Annotated in this window: 19 protein-coding genes; 9 read left to right on the top strand and 10 right to left on the bottom strand. The window is 42.3% G+C overall.

Annotated features, from left to right (window positions below):
* Positions 1-179: 179 nt before the first annotated feature.
* The 6 genes from NST39_RS19270 to NST39_RS19245 form a co-directional block, all read right to left on the bottom strand.
* Complete coding sequence (locus NST39_RS19270) at positions 180-2,246, bottom strand: beta-galactosidase (RefSeq protein ID WP_341029859.1); 2,067 nt, start codon at positions 2,244-2,246, stop codon at positions 180-182.
* 23 nt (positions 2,247-2,269) lie between these two features.
* Complete coding sequence (locus NST39_RS19265) at positions 2,270-3,478, bottom strand: glycoside hydrolase family 53 protein (RefSeq protein ID WP_113767928.1); 1,209 nt, start codon at positions 3,476-3,478, stop codon at positions 2,270-2,272.
* A gap of 11 nt (positions 3,479-3,489) precedes the next feature.
* Positions 3,490-4,332 (bottom strand): sugar ABC transporter permease, encoded by an 843-nt coding sequence (locus NST39_RS19260; RefSeq protein ID WP_003215217.1) that lies wholly within the window; start codon positions 4,330-4,332, stop codon positions 3,490-3,492.
* A gap of 1 nt (position 4,333) precedes the next feature.
* Positions 4,334-5,572, bottom strand: coding sequence for a carbohydrate ABC transporter permease (locus tag NST39_RS19255; RefSeq protein WP_003214698.1), 1,239 nt, complete (start codon positions 5,570-5,572; stop codon positions 4,334-4,336).
* A 138-nt stretch (positions 5,573-5,710) separates the two neighbouring features.
* Positions 5,711-6,976, bottom strand: coding sequence for an extracellular solute-binding protein (locus NST39_RS19250; RefSeq protein ID WP_341029857.1), 1,266 nt, complete (start codon positions 6,974-6,976; stop codon positions 5,711-5,713).
* Between the two features lie 172 nt (positions 6,977-7,148).
* Entirely contained in the window at positions 7,149-8,144 is a 996-nt protein-coding gene (locus tag NST39_RS19245) for a LacI family DNA-binding transcriptional regulator (protein ID WP_106065934.1), read from the bottom strand.
* Positions 8,145-8,316: 172 nt separating this feature from the next.
* Here NST39_RS19245 and NST39_RS19240 point away from each other — a divergent pair, with 172 nt between their 5' ends.
* Positions 8,317-9,216 carry a LysR family transcriptional regulator gene (locus NST39_RS19240; protein WP_003214942.1) on the top strand — a complete coding sequence of 300 codons (900 nt, stop codon included), beginning with the start codon at positions 8,317-8,319 and terminating at the stop codon, positions 9,214-9,216.
* A gap of 14 nt (positions 9,217-9,230) precedes the next feature.
* On the opposite strand, the gene NST39_RS19235 is transcribed toward NST39_RS19240, so the two are convergent.
* From NST39_RS19235 to NST39_RS19225, 3 genes are all read right to left on the bottom strand, one after another.
* Complete coding sequence (locus NST39_RS19235) at positions 9,231-10,907, bottom strand: hypothetical protein (protein WP_106065935.1); 1,677 nt, start codon at positions 10,905-10,907, stop codon at positions 9,231-9,233.
* 82 nt (positions 10,908-10,989) lie between these two features.
* A complete protein-coding gene (locus NST39_RS19230; protein WP_003215061.1) occupies positions 10,990-11,400 on the bottom strand; it encodes a hypothetical protein in 411 nt (136 codons plus the stop codon).
* Between the two features lie 12 nt (positions 11,401-11,412).
* Positions 11,413-12,897 carry a lipase family protein gene (locus NST39_RS19225; RefSeq protein ID WP_341029856.1) on the bottom strand — a complete coding sequence of 495 codons (1,485 nt, stop codon included), beginning with the start codon at positions 12,895-12,897 and terminating at the stop codon, positions 11,413-11,415.
* A gap of 127 nt (positions 12,898-13,024) precedes the next feature.
* Between NST39_RS19225 and NST39_RS19220 the strand changes: the two genes are divergently transcribed.
* The 7 genes from NST39_RS19220 to NST39_RS19190 all read left to right on the top strand — a co-directional run bounded on the left by NST39_RS19220 (position 13,025) and on the right by NST39_RS19190 (position 20,346).
* Complete coding sequence (locus NST39_RS19220; protein ID WP_065099216.1) at positions 13,025-13,525, top strand: DUF1433 domain-containing protein; 501 nt, start codon at positions 13,025-13,027, stop codon at positions 13,523-13,525.
* Between the two features lie 84 nt (positions 13,526-13,609).
* Positions 13,610-14,092 (top strand): DUF1433 domain-containing protein, encoded by a 483-nt coding sequence (locus tag NST39_RS19215; protein WP_341029854.1) that lies wholly within the window; start codon positions 13,610-13,612, stop codon positions 14,090-14,092.
* Positions 14,093-14,189: 97 nt separating this feature from the next.
* Entirely contained in the window at positions 14,190-15,125 is a 936-nt protein-coding gene (locus NST39_RS19210) for a nucleoside hydrolase (RefSeq protein WP_319610080.1), read from the top strand.
* Positions 15,126-15,217: 92 nt separating this feature from the next.
* Positions 15,218-16,075, top strand: a complete 858-nt coding sequence (locus NST39_RS19205; RefSeq protein WP_341029851.1) for a MurR/RpiR family transcriptional regulator — start codon at positions 15,218-15,220, stop codon at positions 16,073-16,075.
* 185 nt (positions 16,076-16,260) lie between these two features.
* Positions 16,261-17,805 (top strand): gluconokinase, encoded by a 1,545-nt coding sequence (gene gntK / locus NST39_RS19200; RefSeq protein WP_185108146.1) that lies wholly within the window; start codon positions 16,261-16,263, stop codon positions 17,803-17,805.
* A 24-nt stretch (positions 17,806-17,829) separates the two neighbouring features.
* Positions 17,830-19,158, top strand: a complete 1,329-nt coding sequence (locus NST39_RS19195) for a GntP family permease (protein WP_126741008.1) — start codon at positions 17,830-17,832, stop codon at positions 19,156-19,158.
* An 81-nt stretch (positions 19,159-19,239) separates the two neighbouring features.
* The gene (locus NST39_RS19190) at positions 19,240-20,346 is read left to right on the top strand and encodes a DNA alkylation repair protein (RefSeq protein ID WP_341029848.1); all 1,107 of its coding nucleotides are present in this window, start codon (positions 19,240-19,242) and stop codon (positions 20,344-20,346) included.
* A gap of 32 nt (positions 20,347-20,378) precedes the next feature.
* Here the strand turns inward: NST39_RS19190 and NST39_RS19185 are convergent, their stop codons facing one another.
* Positions 20,379-21,716: an amino acid permease gene (locus tag NST39_RS19185; RefSeq protein WP_012011793.1), complete on the bottom strand. Its 1,338-nt coding sequence runs from the start codon at positions 21,714-21,716 to the stop codon at positions 20,379-20,381.
* 319 nt (positions 21,717-22,035) lie between these two features.
* On the opposite strand from NST39_RS19185, the gene NST39_RS19180 reads away from it, so the two are divergent.
* Complete coding sequence (locus NST39_RS19180; protein WP_111912962.1) at positions 22,036-23,550, top strand: methyl-accepting chemotaxis protein; 1,515 nt, start codon at positions 22,036-22,038, stop codon at positions 23,548-23,550.
* Positions 23,551-23,553: the final 3 nt, after the last annotated feature.

Here is a 23,553-nt window from a genome sequence, read left to right as displayed (position 1 = left end):
TTCATACCTATACAATGGTAAAAAAGGATGGTGAATCCATTCGCGGCGCGGTATCAAACATGTCAAAAAATTTAGATAAAATATAACGCTTCAAATACATTTCTACTAATAAATATATTTATATAGGTATTTAAGATCATTAAAAAAGAAGCGTCCAATGAATGAACACTTCTTTTAAATTATTTTTTCAAGATGACGTACTCGTAAGGGTCAAGCTGGAACTTCTCTGGCACCTGCTCATCAGTCAGCATATTTTCATAGCTTTCCGCTGAATCTAGTGATATGTTCTGCTGCTCTTCTGTAAAATTCATCATAAACACATATTCCTGAGTGCCATCTGTTCGTTTTTGTACACTGACTCCCTCTGGAATCACCGCTGATAGGACGGGCTGTATATCCATTTCTGCGATGAGTTCCTCGTAAAACTCATCATAAAAAATCTGCTCATTTTCGGAAGCCATATAGTATGCTTTTCCACCTCCAAAAGGATGGACAGTCAGGGCTGGCTGTCCTTCGTAGCAGCCGTTCTCAAAATGTCCTAACACAGAGGCCGTTTCAGGATGAATGGATTCGCAATATTGCCCGACATGGTAGGTGCGTCCATTTCCTGTGGTCATTAATACATGTTCATCTGGCATCAATGTGTTGATTTCCTCAGCCCAAATGCCAAGTACATGGCGGAGAGGACCGGGGAAACCGCCGAGGAAACAGAGGTCGTTTTCATCGACCATGCCGCTCCAGTATGTTGCCACAAAAATGCCGCCCTCTTTGACAAATGCTTCGATCTTTTCTGCTACGCCTGGTTTGATCATGTAGAGCATTGGACCAACGAGCACACGATAGGATGAGAAATCCTTTTCCATGCCTACAATGTCAACAGGAATGCCTTTTTTCCAAAAGCTTCGATAGTGAGTTTGACAAGCCTCTACATAGCGTTTGTTTGTATTATTTAAGCCTTGTGCATCATCAATGGCCCAGTGGTTTTCCCAATCGTATATGATGGCGACTTCTGGTTGAACGGATGTCCCCGCGATAGGCTGCAGCTGCTCTAGTTGTTTCCCTAGATCAGCCACTTCTTGGAATACACGTGTATGTTCATGTCCTGAATGATCCACAACTGCGCCGTGGAATTTCTCAGAGGCACCTCGACCCTGTCTCCACTGGAAATAAAGCACTGAGTCTGATCCGTGGGCAATCGCCTGCATAGCAGACAGATGAGCCATTCCTTGATGTTTGACTTTATTCACATCATGCCAATTCACGAGGCTAGGCGTGCTTTCCATGACGAGAAACGGCTGTCCGTCCTTTAACGAACGATACAAATCGTGAACGAAGGCAACATTTGACGCTAATTCAGCGGTTGTTTCCCTGCCGCTATGCCATGCTGGATAGCTATCCCATGAAATTACGTCGACCTCTTTTGCAAATTGATGATAATCCAGCCCAAGGAATGGACGCATATGCGGGTAGTCGCCCATAAAGTTGGTGGTCACTGGAATATGAGGTGTCAATTCTCGCAGCGGTTCAATTTCATTTTGATAAAAATTGATCGTTTGCGCTGTGACAAAGCGTTTCCAATCTAGGTTCATCCCGTGAATCATGTGCTCCCCGTGCGGTGCAGGTGACTCGATTTGTGACCAATCACTATACGTGTGGCTCCAAAACCCCGTCCACCATGCTTGATTCAAAGCCTCAAGGTCATGATTGTATTTGTCTTTCAAATAGTTCCGAAATGCTTCCTGGCAGAGATCACAATGACATTCGCCGCCGTACTCATTCGAAATGTGCCACATGATCAGTGCTGGGTGATCCTTGTAGCGTTCAGCGAGCAAACGATTGAGTGTATTCGTTTTTTCTCGATAAACTGGTGAGGTGAAGCAATGATTATGGCGCAGTCCATGTAAATTACGCTGACGGTTCGCTTCGACGCGTAATACCTCAGGATATGTTTGCGAGAGCCATGCAGGCCTTGCCCCGCTTGGCGTTGCAAGAATGGCGTGTGCCCCCTGCGCTGCCAAACGGTCCATGATGTCATCCAGCCATGTAAAATCATACTGACCTTCTTTTGGTTCTAGCTTACTCCATGCGAAAATGTTGATGGAGAATGTTTGACAGTGTGCAAGCTTCATTAATCGAAAATCTTCGTCAATGATCTCCGGCATATGAAGCCATTGATCTGGATTATAATCGCCACCATGCAAAAAGCCTTTCACATTGGGGTGAACGAGTGGGTAACGCTTTCCCATTTTGTCACGTCCTATCCTTTTAATTACGGTGTCATTTGTTTAAATACGTCTAGAGAAGGCAGTGCTTTTCCGTTGAAATCAAACATTGCTTGATTTTCCCAAGCATTTCCGACCGTACCGGTTGTTTGGATATAAGCCAGCCCATATTGACTTGACCACGGTGCGCCTTTCGCTGGGATCCAAAGCGGCTCCCAATAAAAGAAACCTTTCCCGCGATTGTTTTTCACTTGTGAAATTTTTTCTGATAGATCTCGTATAAAAGAAGCCTGGCCTTGAGGTGAAGCTGGGTAGCCGGCAGTATTGACTGAATCTTGGTTAAATGAGTTTTCTAGGTTGTCGCCATTTGCTGTTGTAAAACCGTAGGCGGTTTCTACCACGATGACGTCTTTGTGATAGCGAGCGCTAATGTCATTCATATTGTTAGTAAGACCGCTAAATCCGCCATCCCAATACGGATAATAAGATAGACCGATCGTATCGAATGAGACGCCTCTTTTGGTGATTTCATCAAACCACCAGCGGGATGCACCATTGTCCCCGCCATGGGCAAGGTGAAGCATGATGTTGATATTTGAATCGACAGAGCGGACAGCATTTGTGCCAGCCTTTAGCAAAGCGGCAAGCCGGTCAAATTCACCGCCGCCTTCACCCCAGCTTTTGCCGTTCGGCCACAGCATGCCTGAGTTCAATTCGTTTCCGACCTGTACCATGTTCGGCAAAGCATTTTGTGCTCTCATCGCTTTGAGTACATCCCCTGTGTAAGTGCCAACCGCTTTTACTAAATCGTTTTGTGAAAGAGATGCCCAAGCTTTCGGTTTGAACTGTTTACCAGGATCGGTCCAGAAATCACTGTAGTGAAAATCAAGCAGCACTTTCATATTTTGTGCTTTTGCGCGTTTCGATAAAGCGATGGCTGTATTGAGATCGTTTGTCCCGCCATTATAGGCACGGCCTTGGTTGTCGTATGGGTGGTTCCACAGTCTAATGCGCACATAGTTGACGCCTTTTTCCTTTAATAGCTTGAGCGGGTCCACCTGTTTTCCATTTTGGTCGAAGTATCTGCCGCCGCTTCTCTCCACTTCCGCAAGCATGGAGATATCGGCTCCTTTAATGAAATCACCTTGCAGTCCATTGATCGGCTGAACTGAAATCGCATCCGCTTTTGCTTCAGGTAAAATCCCTAATCCCATCAAAAAGAAAACGACAACCGTGACGAGCATCCATTTCTTCATCAAATCTCCCCTTATCCTTTTGTCCCGCCTTGTGTGAGGCCGGACACAAATTGTTTTTGTAACACAAGAAACAATAAAGCGACTGGAATCGCAATGAGTAAAGCCCCGGCTGCAAAGGTCGTGTAGCTGGCCCCCATTTTGTCTGACACAAGATTGTACAGACCGATCGGGAGTGTATACATTTCGGGTGAGCGGACAATGACACTGGAGATGATGAAATCACCCAGTGGTCCTGTAAATGAGTTGATGGCGACAACCGCCAAAATGGGCTTAGCAAGCGGCATAATAATTTGAATGAAAATTCGGAAATGCCCTGCGCCGTCCATTCTGGCTGATTCATCAAGATCCTTCGGAATCGCATCAAGATAGCCTTTCATTAAATACGTATTCATCGGAATTTGTCCGCCTGCATAAATCAAAATCAGTGCAAGATGGCTGTTAATCAGTCCAAGCATTTGAGCCAAAACGAAAATCGCAATCAGCGCTGAAAATTGAGGAATCATTTGCAGCAGTAAAAAGAGCATCAGCCCATTTTTCCGTCCTTTGAAACGGAATCTAGAAAAGGCATAGCCTGTAAAACTAACAAGAATCAGCGTTAACAACATTGTGGCAATACTGATCTTCATGGAGTTCCAATACCATTTTGCATAAAGTGCTCCCGGGCCGAAGAAGAGCTCGGTAAAGTGACTGAACGTTGGATTTTTCGGAAACATACTTGTACTCATGAGGCTGTTTCCAGGATTAAAGGAAGCACCGATCGTCCAAAGCAGTGGATATAGAATACAAATGGAGGCAATGAAAAGGATAAAATAAGTAATGCTCAGGCGAATGAGCTTGTTTTGTTTTGATCCCATATCACATCATGTCCTCCTCTTTGAATGAATTCGTTCTCTTAAACTGCCAGAGTGCAATGGCGATGACAAAGATTGAAAGTAAAATCGTGACAGCCGCAGCGAGTGCATATTGAGAGGACTGCATCGTGAGTTTATAAATCCAAGACACCAAGATGTCCGTTCCCCCAGCGGTTGACCCCGCAACAGGCGGTCCCCCGCCATTAAATAAGTAGATAATATTAAAGTTGTTAAAGTTAAACGTATATTGTGTGATGAGGATGGGTGCAATGGAATAGAGAACAAGCGGTAACGTGATGGACCGGAATTTCTGAAAAAAATTGGCTCCATCAATGGTCGCAGCCTCATATAAATCCTCGGGAATCGCCTGCAAAACGCCTGTTGTCATAATGAAAACGAAAGGAAATCCAAGCCAAGTCTGCATCGCAATGAGGGCAATTTTGCTCCAAAATGGATCTGTTAGCCATGGTTTTGGATCAATCCCTATCGATGCAAAAAGTGTATTGTTAATGGCCCCAAATGTATCATTGAACAGTCCAGCAAACACCAAAATGGTCACAAAGCCCGGAACAGCCCAAGGGAGAATCAAAATGGTTCTAAAAAACCGTTTTCCCTTTAAATCCTTCTGATTGAGCAGAACCGCTAAAAAGATGCCGAGGGCACATTGAAGGGTCGACGCAGCCAAAGTCCATACGACGGTCCAGCCAAGTACATCAATGAAGGTGTCTCTCCAAATATCAATGGAAAAGATATTTTGAAAGTTCTTGATTCCTACCCAGTCGATCAGATTGGCAGGAGGCGAGTGATATAAATCATAGTTCGTAAAGGCAAGCGCAAAGCTGAACATAATAGGAAAGACAACAGAAAATAGAAGTAAAAAGAAAGCAGGAGTGCTCATTAAGTAAGGGAAGCCTTGATCGATGAGCTGATGATATTGAGCACGGATGGAATGAAGTGGAACCCCTTGATCCCGTTTCTTTCCATTCATAAAAGCATCACGCATCATGAGTACATAAAAGCCGATACCAAAACCAGCTGTTAACAGCGCAATAATCCCCTTTGCTAAAAGAAAAACAGAGTTGTCACGAGGCAGCATCGTCCCAAGTGTGAACAGTCCCCAGAAGCCAATATTGAATAAATCATAAAATACAATCAAAAAAGAGACGCCGAACAGGAAAAAAAGTGCCCCTTTGCCGTACTGTTTGTTGTATATCTGCCCCATCCCGGGTATAAAGGAGAACATTAGCGCCCGTCTCCGGTGTGTCTTTGATTCCACTGTGTGTGTGCGGTCTAGTTCAAGGTTACCCGTCACGTCTAACACCTACTTCATATAAAATTAGATCAACTACAGGCAGTTTGATAGACTACCCGCATTTGATGGTTATTTGGAGTGATTTGCTTTAATTTGAGAGTCGATTTGATTGACCGCATCATCAAGTGCCTTTTTCACATCTGTACGACCAGTTGCAATCAGTCCTAATGCACTATCAATCGGCTTCCACACCTCTTCCATTTCAGGATTGTTCGGTGTCAGTGTGGCGTATTTCGTTTGTTTAGAAACAGCATCCGCATTTGCGTTTTCCGTAATGATTGGATCTTTCATCAGTTTTTTCACTGGTGGAATTTCCTCTGTTAATTCAAAGCGCTTCTTTGAATTTTTTTCGTTCGTGATAAATTCAACAAATTTCTCAGCAAGTTCTTTATTTTTAGAATAAGAGGAGACGTTGTAGCCTTTTACACCTAAGAATGAGCTCATATGTTTTCCGTTAGGGAGTGTTGGCAGCTCGGCCACACCATAGTCAATACCCGCCTCTTTATATGGACCAAATGACCAAGGACCAGAAATGACAGCTGCTGCTTTTTTCTCTGTAAATAAGGAGTTGAGGACATTGATTCCTTGTTCACCAATGATGCCTTTCGGGAAAAGACCTTCGCTAAAGAATTTTTGAATGTATTCTCCGCCTTGGATGGCGCCATCGTTGTTCAAACCAATGTCATTAACATCATAAGAGCTATCGCTTTTCTGCTTGAAAATATAGCCCCCAGATCCGCCTAAAACACTTTGCGCATAGTAAATTTCATCCCATTTCGCAACAAAACCGTACTTTCCGTCTTTTGTCAGCTTTTTCGAAAGATCATACCAGCCATCAAGTGTCGTTGGTGCCTTTTTGACAAGATCTTTGTTATAAAAAAGGACAGTGGTTTCAACGGATTTTGGCAGACCATACAGCTTGCCATCTACCGTTTGTGATTGAATCGATTCGTCTGTGAAGGAGTCGATCACTTTTTGATCTGGCTTGATTTCTTGTAATAGCCCCTCAGTGACAGCTGATCCAATTTGATTGTGAGGCATCGTGATGACGTCTGGACCTGTCCCAGCTGCTCCATCTAGACGGAGAGCTTCGATTTGGTCGGCATAAGCTTTTTCGACCACTTTGATTTTCACATCATGTTGTTTTTCGAATTCTTTTACAGCATCTTGAATCCCCTCAGTTTTTTTGACATCCTCCCACACTAGCAAGGTCTTTGTACCTGTAGATGCGGGCTGTGTGCCGCTTGAATTGTCATCCCCTGGTCCGCATGCTGAAAGCAGCAGCACAGCAGTTCCAACGACTGCTGATAATGTCGCCCATTTTCCCTTTTTCATTCGTAATCCCCTCTCGTTCTTTTTTCACAGATGATAAGAAAACGCTTTCTTAATGTGAGAATATCAACTTGAGTAAAAAAAGTAAACATATTTTATTAAATTTATTAAGTAAAATTTTTTACTGATGTAGAGAGAAAAGAAGCCCTCCACATTGGACGGGGCTTCCGGTTGTTTATATCGTACTTTTTCGAAAGACAGGTTCTGAGGCAATCAGCACAGTTTTCGGTAATGTTCTGCCGTCCACAAGTCTTTCTAACAGTAAATCAACTGCTGTTTCACAAAGTAAAGACGTGTGGATATGATACGTGGTGAGCGGTGGTGACACATATTGAGACACATGAATATCGTTGATACTAAAGACGCTCACGCGATTCGGCAGAGAAAATCCTCGCTCATTTAATGCTTGTAAGCAGCCGATGGCAAGAGGATCACTAGCGACACAAAAAGCGGTGGGCAGGTCATCACCAAGCTCATCAATCGCCTTCATCATCAGCGTATAACCTTCATCTACTGAGAAATGGTGACCGACATAGACCAATTGCTCATCAAGGACATTGCGAGCCATCATATATTCACGGAAAGTCGTTTCGCGAATATCTGGAATATGCACATTCGTATTCAGATCAATGTCTGTGCCGCCAACGAATCCAATGGATGTGTGTTCTTTTTCAATAAAAGAATCGATGATCCTTTCAACAATTCGTTTCAGGTTTGGCTTTACTGAATCAAAACGGTCTTCATCTGGTGACGTATCAATAAAAACGATATGCTGGGTGATCGCATATAATTGGTCAAGCTCTGACGTTTTAAATCGGCCGATGGCGATGATCCCTTCTGTAGAAGGATCAATGGAGTGAAGCCCATCAGAAGGATTGTAAGCGGTGACATTCAAACTCCGAGTATTCGTAAGTTCCTCAATGCCCAGACGAATAGATTTAAAATAAATATCTTCAAGCTCTTCCTTTTCGGTCATCCAATAGAGAAAGGCGATTTTTTTTAATGAATGTTTGAAAGTTTTCTTTTGATAGGACAAAGCTTCAGCGGCGGCGTATACTTTCTCACGTGTTTGATCCGTGACAGATAGGTTGGGATCTTGGTTCAGTACGCGAGATACAGTCGCAATGGATAATCCAGCTTTTTCAGCAATGTCCTTTATTTTAGCTGCCAAATCAGCACCTCCTATAGAAAATATCTCCTTCTAGTATAGAGTCTTTAAAAAAATTAGTAAATATTTTTATTAAATTGTTTTCAGTTAAGCGCTTCTTTACGCACTGGGAAGGAATTAGTAAGATATATATATGAAAGGTTTTGGATTAAGATTTCTGATAGGAGAGGGACCGATGTATTACGATGCACTGAAGACATTTGTGACAGTTGTGGAAGAGAAAAACTTTACAAAGGCAGCCCAAAAGCTGCGGATTTCTCAGCCAAGTGTCAGTCTTCATATTAAGAACTTGGAGCAGGAATTCCAGACCGTTCTGCTGAATCGTTCGCCAAAGCAACTAACTGTTACACCAACTGGGGATATGCTGTACCATCGATCAAAACAAATCATTCGTTTATATGAACAGGCGAAGCAGGATATTTATGAGCATCATCATCTGGCAAGAGGGAAGCTGACAATCGGGGCGAGTTTTACCATTGGAGAGTACGTGCTGCCGCAAATATTGGCAGAGTTTCATCAGCTCTATCCGCATGTGGACATTGAGGTGGTCATTGATAACACAGAGGCGATCGCCAGTCATGTCCGCTTATTCCATGTCGACATCGGTTTGATCGAAGGACAGACGAATGACAAAGAACTGACAGTAGAAACTTTTCTAGAAGACGAGCTCTATATCGTCGCGCCATTAGATCACCCCTTTGCTAAGAAAAAGGATGTCACGATTGATCAATTGCAAAACGAAACATGGATCACGAGAGAAGAGGGATCAGGTACCGGAGAATACTTACAGCACGTCCTGAAATCAAATGGACTGAAAGCACGGACATTTGTGACGTTTAGCAGCAATCAAGCGATTAAAGAGGCTGTGATTCATGGAATGGGGCTTTCTGTTTTATCTAAATATGTCCTCCAGCGAGGCAGCATTGGCGGTGAATTGGCTGTCATTTCTGTGAGAGGAATGGATTTCAAACGTAAATTCTCCTATGTCGAGTCACCGATGACAGGGGGAAATAAAAATAAGGAATTGCTTGTTGAATTGTTAAGGAAAGAGAGAAAAGACGCTTCTCCTCAATAGGAGAAACGTCTTTTTTATAACCCTTTAATGTTTATCTCATCAACTGGAAGGAAGATTTCACCTGTATCTGTGTATTTCATGGTGACCTGATCGCCTTCTTTTAAATAAATGACAAGAGGTTCTTTTTCAGATGACATGGTGTAGCTTTTCCCATCGTCTAGCAGGAAGGTGACGGTTGTATAATCACCGGTCTTTTCTTTATACACTCGTTTGACTTTCCCTGTAGTTTCTTTCTTTTCCTGCTTAGAGGAACTGTTAACGGTACCGCCGCCTTTTTGCAGAGCTGTCTTATAGGCTCTCAGTGCTTCGTTTGGTGTTGAAGCGTACGCAGCGATTTCAGGATTGGCTGCCGAAACGATAAAGTAGTTTTGCAGGAAGCCATTTGAATCGAGAACTGGTGTGAGCCAGCTGGCTTCTCCATAGAAATTATAGAGAATCGGCATGCGGCCTTTCCATTTCTTTTCGATGAAACGTTTCTCAATAATTTGCAGAGCGCCTTGAGAATCCATGTAGGACGCTTCAAGATTTCCGGTATAATAAGTCGCTTTTCCTGTCCGGGCATTTGTCAGGGCATACCCAAGCATCGAATCAACGCCCTCTTTCGGACTTGTGAAATCTGTGAAGTAGTACATATCTCCTTTTGCATCAAACACCGGACTCACATTGGCTTCTGTTCCTTCATCTGAAGGCAGCTTTACATCTGACTTTCCAAACATACTATTCCAGAACCCGTGAATATAGTTTCCGAAATAACTGTTTTGCAGACTGACCGCTTCTGGTGAAACAGCACCATCAATAAAAGCAGGTACTTGATCTAGAGCATATTTCTTCGTTGCACCTGTTTTGGCATCAACAACGACCACGCCTGATGCTTTAAAGCCGTTTCGCGCCGAGATAAAATCGCCATACGTGCGAATGTAATAAGGCTTTCCATCATCATTGATTTCCAGCTGTGTGTCGCCGTAGAAAATCAAATCAGGGTATTGAAGACGAATATGCCGCTCAATTTCTTTGTTGAAATAAGAGGAAGGCGTGTAGACCATCTCTGTTTTCACAAACTTTGGATTGGCAGATGAGTCGGTCGCACTTAAAGTAAAGTAACCCGGCGTACTCCCTGAACGAATCCATTTAAAGAAATCCGAGAATTCCACTGGGGCGATGTACACATACTCACCGTTGACCTTCTGGATTTGCAGGCTGCCAAGCTCATAGTAGCTTGTGTTTGGAACCTGTCCGAACGATTTCTTCATTTTGTTCCGAGCAAATTGAGGCGGTACACTTGCAGGTGTTTCCGTCTCATCAAACGCTTTGATTTCCACTTTTTGTTCCATTTTGGAGACATCAAATTTCTCATTCGCATTGAATAGAAAAGCTGTCGCCATATAAACACCGAGCAGTAATAAAATAAGAAACAGCACGCCTTTGATCTTACGCTCCAGCCCAACTGATAAAAAGGCGCCTGCTGCTGTCACAACAAGTCCAATCAACCAGAGGGATGAAGGGTTACGATCCAAATTGGTCATATAATAGAAAACAAAAATACCGACCATGAACAGTAAAGCAAGGCCTGCAATCCACATAAGCGGAACCTGCTGTTCTGTTCCTTTCTTTCTAACGATCAACTTGAGTGGTGTGAGCAAGAGGGTCAAGACAAGACCGATCACAACCGAAAATAACAAAATATATCCCACAAACAGATCTCCTTTCAAATCAATCACTCTTTTAGTATATACGAGTGAGATGGGGAAAAGATTCATAAGACGGAAGGTTCATCTAAATGCCAATCGAGTCGATGGCGGATTGAACATCTTCTTTCAGTTCGTAAAACTTGAGTCTTTGCTCGATTTTCTCTGTTAAGGCGTCAATGGCTTGTCCTGACATATGCGTATGGATGCGCTTTTGATGTTTATACACTTTGTTCTGAAGTTCATCAATTAGATCTAAAATTTTTCCCGCTTCTTGGCGGTCTTCTGCAAATTCATGTTGAAGCTGATGCCGGATGGCTCTGATTAGCGCTGTTTTCTGTTCTTCTTTGATCTTTGCTTTCAAAGCAGCCAGCTCTGCTGGTGTCATGTCTTCAGTGTGAAAGTTTGTTTGAGAAAAGACGGAGCTTGATGTATGCGTATCTGTCATTCGTTGCAAAAAACGGTCTGCATCTGTTGGTTGTTTCTTTGAAAATTCCATTCCTCGTACTCCTTAAGAAATGCCCATATTCTTTGCCAGGGCTGTATCTGCATCATGGTATTCTTTCCCTAGCTGGCTCATATCATCTGATATTGAGTCCAGCCACCTTTTTATATTCATCGCGCTATCAATCGCTGTATCATACTCTTTGACGGAATAGAACTCATTCTCAAGTCCTTCTGTTTTTAAGTGGCGAATTACAGCATCCACATCTGATGCCGTCAGCTGGTCATACGAACCAAAACCGACAATTTGTTTGTATCTCGAACGAACTCGTTCTACTGATTGATCCACTTTGTCATCGAGTTTCTCGATTTTGCGAATGATTTGCTGTATATGGTGCTCGGCATATGTCGAGAATTTACGACCTGTGTTCATGAGAACATGCGACTTGATTAAAATCGCCACCACACTTTGCGGGTGAACATTCGACTGACTCAATTGATGTAACATGGCGGCAGTGAGAGAAGGGTTTTTTCTCAACATATCATCAATGGTTTCAACGGAGCCATCTGATGAAAAGGCATACCGATCTAAGCCATGGCTGCCAGCAAGGGCTTCAAGGAATAAATTCGCATCCAGTGAAGGATTCACACTCATTGCCCGATTGAGGAGATCTTTCATGAATTGGACGGCTTTGGAGGAGTCCTCGGAGTAATCGACGCCTTCAGGTAAAGCGGCATCATACATTACTTTCACACGACCGATTTCTGTCGTATGTCGATTTAAAAGAGAAAGCCCGTCATTGAGATTGATATATTCTGTTAATCTACTACGGTAATCACCTTTTAATGCTTTGGCTTGGAGGCCGTCCGATAGATTGGGGTAAATATTCGGATTCTCAAAGGAGACCCCGCCTTTAATAAAATCATTTTTAACAAGAACATAGGACGCATTCGATCCGCCAAGTGAATGCCCTGTCACATACATCTTGGCATTTGGCATTTTCTTATGTATTTCTTTCGCATACCGATCCGCTTGAACCATTTGATTCTCTGCACCATGTTCAAAAGGAATATTCTTAATCAAATACTTTGTATCTGATATCAGCCAATCTTGCACAATCTCATTTGTATAGGTCGTTGTCCCTGTCGCCACCTTCGTCGTGATTTCCTTTGACGTCTGTGACTGACGAAAAGGAGGCAGCTTCGTCAAAATGGTAGAAAGGAGATCATCTGACTCTTTTTTTCCATGTTTTTTAATGGTATCTTTATATTGGCCTGCGCCAATCGGTTCAGAACCACGGTAGGCGATGACTGCGTTTTTGATTTTTGTGAGGTCTTTGCCTTTGTTTGAAATACGATAATCCTCTCTTGAGACAAGGGTTAGTGCGTTAAGTCCTTTTTTTGTTTCTATATGGTCAATGACATACATGGTTTTACCGCTTTTTAAGCGTATATCTTTCGGATATGTATAATTAGAAATATCATAAGACTCTGACGATATATCATTATAATCTTTATCGCTAAGTCGATTAATTGATTTTATAGTGGGCAATTTTTACACTACTGTAATTTTTATCATAAATATTATATTATAGAGAGAAATAAATATCTATTATAAGTTTAATAATTAAGTAATTTAAAGATGAATGTTAACTTTCAAAAGGTGGAAGATATTTTATATGAAGAATAAAATCAAAATTACGATTATTTTTATTGCCCTTATTACTATTATTTCAGTTACACTGTTTCTTTTAAACGGTAAGCAATCTCAAACAAATGAATCTGGAGGAAAGGTCATCGTGCAAGAAAAAGAAAAAAGTGAACAACAGAAGGCAGAAGAATTCGCAGAGAAAATGAAGCCGAAAATAGAAAAACGTTTGCATAAAATGGATATTCATAATTTTATCGAAACTATATCTTTTAAAAAAGGAGTAACCATTAATCCGATGGGATATATAAGAGTGAGGGGATATGTGAATGGCGAGCCAGAAAGGTTTGAGTTTTCTGCATCATTAGAATATAGATCTAATGAAGTCGGTTCTATGAGCATCTCATCTGATTTATCAGACCGTTTCGAGAATTGGGCTGATTTTGATCCACAAGTGAAAGAAGATTTTTTGAATAGCCTTTCTAAAAAAGAACGTGAACAGTATCTTAAGGATATTGGAGAAAAAGAGTAAAGCAGGTACTCACCTACCTGTTTTTATTTTTGCCAATTTCATAGATAGATTGATTAAAAGTTCATTAAGGAGTTTTTGCTTTTTATGAGAAATACAATGAAGTTTTCTATCATAATTGTGGTCGTTATCATCTCAGTAACTGCGTTCATTGTACAGTACATTAATCAGAGTCTGTCAGATGATGTAGTGCAAGAAAAAAGCGATCAAGAAAAAGCAGAAGAGTTTGCAGAGAAGATGAAACCAAAAATCGAAGAAGATTTACATAAAATGGACATTCACAACTTTATAAAATCTATTACGTTCGAAAAAGATGTAACTATTAATCCCATGGGGGATATTGTTATTGACGGGTATGTGAATGATGAGCCGGTAAAGTACAATTTTTCAGCATCCCTACAATATAGGTCTAAAAAGATAGGTTCAATGAGTTATTCATACGAGTTATCAATTCGATTCAGGGACTGGGAAAAATATAAAGATGAACCGGAATTAAAAGAAAATTTCCTGAAAAGTCTTCCAAAAAAAGAACGCGAACAGTATCTCAAAGACATCGGAGAAAAGGAGTAATTACAAGTGTTCAACTTCTGATTATCTCCAAATCGTTGAAAAGGTATATGCTATCATTCCCCTAACAACACTTTCAAATAAGGGAGAGATTTCAATCATGGCAAATAAAAAGAAATTGATCTTGGACGTAGATACTGGAATCGATGATGCGATTGGGATTTTGCTGGCGGTGAAAAGTCAGCAGTTTGATATGTTGGGGATTACAACGGTATGTGGGAATGTGTCTGTCGATGCGGCTACATTGAATACGTGTAAAGTGCTTGAGCTGGTTGAGGCAGATAATATTCCTGTCATCAAAGGTTCAGCAACTCCTCTTTTAAGAGCGCCCCATTATGAACATCGGGTGCACGGAGAGGATGGGATTGGCGGTGCTTTAAAGGGTGCTCAGCCTAAGAAGAAAGCAGATGCTGGTTTTGCGCCTGATTTTATTATCGACCAAGTGATACAGTATTCGAAGCAGGTTACGCTTGTGTTGACAGGGCCTTTAACGAATTTAGCCCTTGCAGTGAAAAAGTGTCCTGAGCTGATTCATCACGTGAAAGAAGTCATTTTTATGGGTGGTGTCGTTGAGGGACAGGGGAACGTCACGCCGGTTGCGGAATTTAATACATATGCAGACCCAGAAGCGGCGAAGTTAGTGCTGGATGCAGGGTTCCCTTCATTGACTCAAGTAGGATTAGATGTCACGAGACAGGTCTTGCTTACGGATGAAAGAATTGATGCGATTCAGAATGAAACGTTGGCCCATTATATTAGAGAGAGTACAAGTATTTACCGTCAGCGCTATTTTGAGCGAAATGGTGTGTGGGCGTGTGCCATGCATGATCCGCTTGCTGTAAGTCTTGCCATTGACAAGCAGCTCGTGAGCACACAGGCTTTTCATGTGGACGTCGAGACGAAGAGTGAGTTTTGTGATGGACAGATGATCTGTGATTTTCAGCATCAATGGGAGAAAGAGCGCAACGTTCAAGTGTGTATGGATGTAGATGCTGACGCTTTCTTTGATTTATTGATCAAAACAATGAATGCTTAAAAAAGAAGTCTGTGCAAACAGGCTTCTTTTTTATAAGATGGGAACATGAGGAAATGTATGCGTTCACATGAATAAGGGAGGAGTGAAGTCAATTGGCTTCTGTTAGTTTAAGTAGTATTGAAAAAATACGTGCAGCAAGCAGAGGATTGCCGCCAAAGCTGAAAGCAATTGCAGAGCATATTACGAGTGAGCCCCGCGACATCATCCATTTGTCTATTGTCGAGCTTGCGAAAAAAACTGCAAGCTCAGAGGCAACGATTTTTCGTCTTTGTAAAAGGCTTGGATTTGAGGGCTTTCAAGATTTGAAGATTGCTATTGCCCAGGAAATAGACCAAACAAAGCCTAATTATGTAGATGAAGAAATGAGTCTTGATGATGATATGGCTATTTTTATGCAAAAGGTTTTTCAGACGAATATATCCGCTTTAAAGGATAGCTTTCAATTGTTGAATCCAGGGGATGTAGAAAAGGCCATACAAATCATTCATGAAGCAAAACGCTTAGAGTTTTATGGAAGTGGTGGGTCTGGCCTCATTGCGACTGACGCTTTTCATAAATTTATGAGGACAGGCATCAACTGTATTGTTCACACAGATTCTCACTTTCAAGCGATGTCTGCAGGTCTTCTTGATCAGCACAGTACAGTGATCGGTATATCTCATTCTGGACGAAATAAAGATTTGCTCGATGCGATGAAAACAGCAAAGGGAAAAGGGGCAAAAACCATCGGTATTACAAGCTATCAGCGCTCACCATTGAGTCAGCTTGCAGATGTCACGTTGTATACTGCGACACAAGAAACGGCTTTTCGAACAGAAGCGATGTCCGCAAGACTTGCTCAGCTGACGGTCATTGACGTTCTATATTTTGCACTTGCTCACTTAAGGCAGCAGGAAACAATAACAAATTTAAAGCAAATGCGAGAAACCATTTCACAAAAAAGGGTGTAATGATTCCAAAAATAAATTTTTCTGATAATGAAAAATGCTGATGTGGTAACGATTGTGAGCTTTTTAGTGAAAATTATTTTCTTTTCGGTCGTTGAATGTCGAAAAAATTATTTTTATAATGGGATTTAACAGGCAATTCAAAAACTACATATGTGACTTCAAATCAATGATTGGGCGTGATACAGATGAAGGGAAACCAGGCGGTAATTGGTTTGGATATTGGAACAACAAGTACAAAGACGGTTCTGTTTGGACCTCAGGGGAAGGTATTAGCGAAGCATTCAGTTCCTTATGAGCTCATTCAGCCCCAGCCAGCATGGGTTGAGCAGGATCCTGAAAAGATATTAGAAGCCGTCATTGCGAGTGTAAGAGGTGCATTGACGAAAGCAGCATTTGATGAAGAAAATCTTATAGGCATCGGGATAAGTACAGCGATGCATTCCTTAATTGTGATGGATCAGGATGGAAAGGCGCTAACGAACAGTATCATTTGGGCAGATAACAGAAGTGCAGAACAAGCGAAACGAATCAAATCAAATATGGATGGCTTCCACATTTATAAAAGGACAGGTACACCGATCCATCCAATGTCACCGCTTTCAAAAATACGTTGGATGAAAGAAATGGCACCGGATGTCTTCAAGAAGGCAGCAAAATATATTTCGATCAAAGAATATATTCTTTATCATTTCTTCGGTCAGTATGTCGTCGATTATTCAATCGCTTCAGCAACGGGGCTGTTCCATTTGGAAACGCTTCAATGGGATGAGAAGGCGCTTCGTATTGCTGGAATAGAAGCCAGTCAACTATCTGAACTTGTCCCAACGACGTATCAACTGAGAGGACTTCAGCCAGAGATTGCATTGCGCATGGGCATTAAAGAAGATACACCATTTGTCATTGGTGCGAATGATGGCGTTCTAGCGAATTTAGGTGTGGGCGCGATTGGTCAAGGAGAGGTGGCTGTTACGATTGGGACAAGCGGTGCGGTCCGTACGGTTGTAGACAAACCAATTACAGATGAGCAATCAAGAACGTTCTGCTATGCCCTGACAGATGAGCATTGGGTTGTAGGAGGACCGACCAATAATGGCGGGATCATGCTGAGATGGCTGAAGGATGAATTCGGGTCGTCTGAGGTGGAGGTAGCAAAGCGTCTAGGTGTGGACCCTTACGATCTGATGATGGATATCGCGGAAAAGGTTCCAGCTGGTTCTGAGGGTTTGCTGTTTCTGCCATTTTTATCAGGTGAGCGGGCACCTTATTGGAATCCAAATGCGAGAGGCACCTTCTTTGGCATCGGTCTTCAGCATAAGCGGGAGCATTTTATTAGAGCGGTGTTAGAAGGCGTCATTATGAGTGTTTTCTCGATCGGTGTTGCCTTAAGGGATTTAACCGGTTCAGCAAGGGATGTCAGAGCTTCGGGCGGATTTGCACGATCTCCGCTATGGCGGCAAATTTTAGCGGATACGATGGGTAGAGAAGTGCTTGTTCCAGAAAGCTACGAGGCGTCAGCACTTGGGGCGGCTGTCCTTGCACTTTATAGTTTAGGTCATATGGAAGAGATAGAAGAGGTTCAAGAGTGGATTCGGATCTCTGCTCGTCATGAACCTAATATGAAGAACAATGAAACTTACATAGAGCTGTTTTATTTATATGAGCGCCTCTATGACAAACTGAAGGATGAATTTGATGTCATTAGTGCGCTGCAATTAAAACAAAATCGTTAAACATCAGGGAAAAGGTGGGAGAACATGCTTTTATTCATCGTGATTGCGGCGATTGTCCTTTTACTCATTCTCATTACAGTCGTTAAGTTGAATCCATTTGTGAGCTTAATTATTACTTCGATGCTAGTGGGCTTTGCAACGGGGATGGATTTGCAGGAAATCATTCAATCGATTAAAACGGGATTAGGCAATACGTTATCATTGCTGGCCATTGTTCTAGCGCTTGGTACCATGCTTGGGAAAATGATGGCTGAATCAGGGGGAGCAGAGCGAATAGCTCAAACTTTAATCGGCCGGTTTGGGACGAAGAATGTGCATTGGGCAATGATGTTTGTTGCCTTTATCGTGGGGATACCTGTCTTTTTCCAGGTCGGTTTCGTTCTTCTCATTCCTTTACTTTTTACAATTGCCATTGAAACAGGCATCTCGCTCGTAACAATTGGGCTCTCGTTAATCGCTGGCCTGTCTGTCGTGCATGGGCTAGTCCCGCCTCATCCAGCGGCAATGGCAGCCGTTGGCATCTATCATGCCAACGTGGGGAAAACCATTTTCTTCTCTATTATTGTGGGGTTGCCAACAGCGATTATTGCTGGACCGTTGTATGGAAAGTGGATTGGAAAACGGATACATAAACCAGTTCCGGAGATGCTGAGAAAGCAATTCACTGAACGAAATGAAGATCGAAGACTCCCCGGCTTTGCGAATACGATGTTTACCATATTGGTACCGGTGATTCTGATGCTTCTTGCCACACTGGCGGACATTATCTTACCAGAGGACAATATGTGGTTCCAGGTATTCAAGTACATCGGAGATCCAATAACAGCACTGCTGATTGCAACGGTTTATTCTTTCTTCAGCCTTGGCTTTATGCAAGGAATGAGCCGTGACCGGGTGCTTTCATTTAGCAACGAGTGCTTAGGTCCGATCGCTTCCATCTTGCTTGTCATTGGAGCAGGCGGAGCTTTCAATAATGTGCTCATTGATTCGGGTGTTGGTGATTATATTGCAGATGTAGCCAAACACTCGCCGATTTCACCGATTTTGCTTAGCTGGCTGATTGCTGCGGTGATTCGTGTGGCAACAGGATCTGCGACGGTATCCATGATGACGGCAGCAGGTATTGTAGCCCCAATTGCTGCAACTATGCCGGATGTGAGCAGGGAGCTGCTTGTGTTAGCAACAGGAGCGGGTTCATTAATTTTATCTCACGTCAATGACTCTGGTTTTTGGCTGATCAAGGAGTATTTTGGTATGACCATTAAAGAGACGTTTTTGACATGGACGGCTATGGAGACGATCATTTCCGTTAGTGCGATTGCATTTATTATGATCATTAATATGTTTATATAGCCAACAAGCAGTCTGATTCTTTTGAGTCGGGCTGTTTTTAATACCACTTTTTTCAGATTGGGGTAAAATAATGATATTGAAATGTGGGAGGTGGACACGATCGAACCATTAAAACATGTGTACAATGAATTATTTATAAAAGAATTAGCAGAGAAACTTGCACAGTCTTCAACTGTATTTGATGTTGAGCCATTCAAGCGGCTCGTATTTCAAGAGGATTGGCAGCAGCTTGAGTTAAAAGGGCGGATGAGACGAGTCACTGAATCGATGCATGCCTGTCTACCAGAGGATTATGAGCAGGCAATTGAGGTACTGCGTCAGGCAGCCCCGCATTTTTCAGGGCTTAGTGCGCTCGTATTTCCAGACTACGTCGAGACGTACGGCCTTGCACACTGGGACCTCTCGATCAAGGCGCTCGAATTCTTCACATCCTTTTCCACTTCAGAATTTGCCGTTCGGCCATTTTTGATTCAAGATCAAGACAAAATGCTGGCGCGAATGCTCGTATGGTCTCAGGATCAAAATGAGCACATACGGAGGCTGGCTAGTGAAGGCTGTAGACCGCGTCTGCCATGGGGCTTATCTGTTCCTTCACTTAAAAAGAATCCTTCGGTCACGCTGCCCATTTTGGAAAACTTGAAGGCAGACCCGTCGCGGTATGTGCAAAAAAGTGTAGCGAATCATCTAAATGATATCTCTGCAATACAGCCAGACCTGATGAAGCAGACGGTTCAAAACTGGTATGGAACCAACAAACATACGAACTGGATTGTCAAACATGCATCCCGTACTTTACTCAAAAAAGGAGATCCAGATATTATGGCGTTGTTTGGTTATGGTGACGATCCATCCGTTCAAATAACGGATTTGAAGATCGTACAAGACCCTATTCGGATCGGTGAGAAAATGACTTTTCATTTTACTCTTCAAGGCGATAAGCCGCTAAAGCTGCGTGTAGAGTATGCCATAGACTACGTCAAAGCTCGGGGGACCCGCAATCAAAAGGTATTTAAAATCACAGAGTTTGAAACAGGCTCAGCGTTACATAGAGAATTCGTCAGGACACAGTCTTTTCAAAATATGACGACAAGAAAACACTATGAAGGAATCCATACATTAACAATCATCATCAACGGCATCCCGAAAGCGTCGATTGATTTTGAAGTGACAGAAGACAGCAGCTCATGAAAAAAACCCGCCTCAATGGCGGGTTTTAGCGTTTAAGCCTTCTTTTTCATTAAGAATGAAGCAATGATGGCTGCGATTAAGAAACCAATGCTGATAATTGAGCTAGGCAAGTTTTCTTGTCTGAATAGAAACATCACAAAACTCACACTTAGTACAAGACCTGCAAATAAAGTCAAATACGGAAACAGCCACACCTTGAAATACGGCTCCTGTGGATATTTCGGGCGAAGTTTCAGATGTGCCATGCAAATGCTAATCCAAATGAGTGAAACAGCAAAACCAGGAATAGCCAGCATATAACTGAAGATTTGCTCTGGATATAAGTAAGCAAAGAATGTTCCGATGAGAAGAAACAGAACGGTCACCCATAAACTCAAAATGGGTACGCCTCTTTTATTGACCTGTGCCAGTTTTTTCGGACCGCCATCTGATTTAGAGAGAGAATGCATCATTCTCGTCGTTCCATAAATGCCAGAATTGGCCGCCGATAGAACGGCTGTAATCAATACGAAATTAATGAAGTGAGAGGCGCCTTGCATACCGGCTGCTGAAAAGACTTGAACAAATGGGCTGTTATTTGGATCAATTTGATTCCAAGGAATGAGTCCACAGATGATCAAAATCGGCAAAGTGTAAAATAAGATAATACGCCACATCATACTTTTAACAACACCAGGCAAGACCTTTTCGGCATCCTTTGTTTCTGTAATGGTCAGCCCGATCAATTCAGAGCCCCCGTAAGAGAAAATAACAACTAATAAAGAGGCAAAGATCGCACCCCATCCGTTCGGGACGAAGTTTTGATAGTTGGTGAGTGCAGATGTGCTTTGTTCGTTCGGAATGATCCCAAATAATAGGGCTGCACCAAGAATAATAAACACAATAATAACGAAAATCTTCATTCCAGCGAACCAAAACTCAATTTCACCAAAGTATTTTACATTATTTAAGTTAATTCCGATGACTAAGAGTGAGCAGAGTAAACATAGTGACCATAGCGGCACGTTCGGTAACCAGTATTGAAGCAGGCTGCCTGCCGCAATAATCTCGATGACACACACAGTGAGCCACATGAAACAGTAAACCCAGCCGACAACAAATGAAAAACGTTGACCAAGCGCAATCTGTATCAGGTCGCGAAGGTTATTTCCCGGATAGACAATCGCCATTTCAGCTAAGGCTGCCATCACGATGAGCAATAATAATCCGGCAAATACATAGGAAAAGATGACCCCAGGACCTGCTAAACCGATTGTATCGGCACTTCCTTTAAAGATTCCTGTACCAATGACCCCGCCCAATGCAATCATGCGAATGTGACGCGGTGATAAAAGCTTTTTTAATTCTTGTTGTTCCTGATTCGCGCTCATGACGTTCTCCTTTTTTAAAAATGCTTATGTTCCATTTTCTTTTTTCGGGACGTCAGTGTCAATATAAAAAAAGAGATTTTTCAGACAAAAACGGCGGTTGATTCTATCAAATGAGCCGTTTTCTTCCATAAATTCTTTCCATGACCCATCCCCAAAATCTGAAATTTCGTGAAAAAATGAACATTTGTCTTCATTCTGACATAAACAATTTTCAGTTTTTGTCGATATATCTTTTGTATTACTAAAGTCCTAATAAAGAATTGTTTATAACTGTAAAATATTTCAAAAAAGCATGAAGGAATGAAAGGAGTTATGAAAGATGTTTATGAGAAAAGCAAATGATTCGTCAGCGGGAACCCTTTTAAAGGAAAGCAGTCGATTAGTAGAACGAATTGACAAGGGAGACCTTTCAGCACGAATAGATACTGCTGCATTCTCTTCAAGTCAAACGATTGAAGCAGTAGCCCAAATAAATGAAGCTTTGCAAAAGATGCAGGAAGTAAATGAAGATATTCAAATGCGGATGAATTTGGTGACAAAAGCCATTCAAGTTGGTTTATGGGATATGGTCGTTATCGCTGGAGATCCGGTCAATCCAAAAAATGAATTCACATGGACGGATGATTTCCGCAAAATGCTCGGCTTTCAAAATGAGCACGATTTTCCAAATGTTTTAGACAGCTGGGCATCTCGAATCCATCCAGATGAACAAGAATATACCTTAAATGCATTCTCTTCGCATTTATTGGATCATTCGGGGCGTACACCATATGATATCGAATATCGCTTGAAATTAAAAAACGGAGATTATCGCTGGTTCAAAGCAACTGGCACGACCATTCGTGATCGAAATGGTGTCCCTCTTCGTGTGGCGGGAGCTCTTTTTGATATTCATGATCAGAAATTGAAAGAAGAAGAGCTGCAAGCATTCGTGACGAGATATGATTTGATCAACCGTGCGCTTGTGGAAGCTCCTTGGGATATGGTCGTAGAGGCTGGCGATTCAGTTAATCCACACAACGAATTCTGGTGGTCTCCACAGTTTAGAAAAACGCTTGGCTTCACAGATGAAAAAGATTTCCCGAACGTTTTGAGCAGCTGGAGCGATCGTTTGCATCCTGAGGATCAAGAAATGGCTTTGCAAGCCTTTGCGGATCATTTAAATGACCACTCTGGGCGCACGCCATTTGACATTGATTATAGATTGCAGAGTAAAAATGGCGATTATCGTTGGTATCATGCGGGTGGTGAAACCATTCGTGATGAGAAGGGTGTACCTCTTCGTGTGGCAGGAACCATTCGTGATATCACGTTAGAAAAAAATAAAGAGAAAACAGCCGATGAAATGGCTTCTCAGGTAGAACAGCTTTCAAGTTCTATTAGTGAGATGGTATCGGGCATTAGCTCTGTTACAAACCAAGCACAGGAACTTGCTGTAGCTCAAGAGAAGTCAACGTCTGCCGCAAATCTAGCGAAAAACAGTGCAGATGAGACGAAAAACATTTCTGACTTGATCAAAGAAGTGGCGAACCAAACGAACCTACTTGGTTTGAATGCTGCGATCGAAGCAGCTAGAGCTGGTGAGCAAGGACGCGGATTCTCAGTCGTCGCAGATGAAGTGCGTAAGCTGGCGCTTCATAGTGCCAATGCAACGGAGAATATCGAATCTAGTTTAACGGAAATGAAAACGCAAATTGATGAAATTCTTGAAAATATTTCGAACATGACAGCTCTTACACAAACACAGGCTGCTTTAACAGAGCAAGTAAATGCTGCAGTCGATGAAGTGAACCACATGTCTCAGCGCCTTGTTGCCTATTCAAAGAGTATTTAATCG

Source organism: Bacillus sp. FSL W8-0645 (genome assembly GCF_038007905.1).
GTDB classification, from domain to species: Bacteria; Bacillota; Bacilli; order Bacillales; family Bacillaceae; genus Bacillus; species Bacillus pumilus.
The sequence above is the reverse complement of the archived record's forward strand: the minus strand, read 5'-3'. Positions and strand labels throughout refer to the sequence as shown.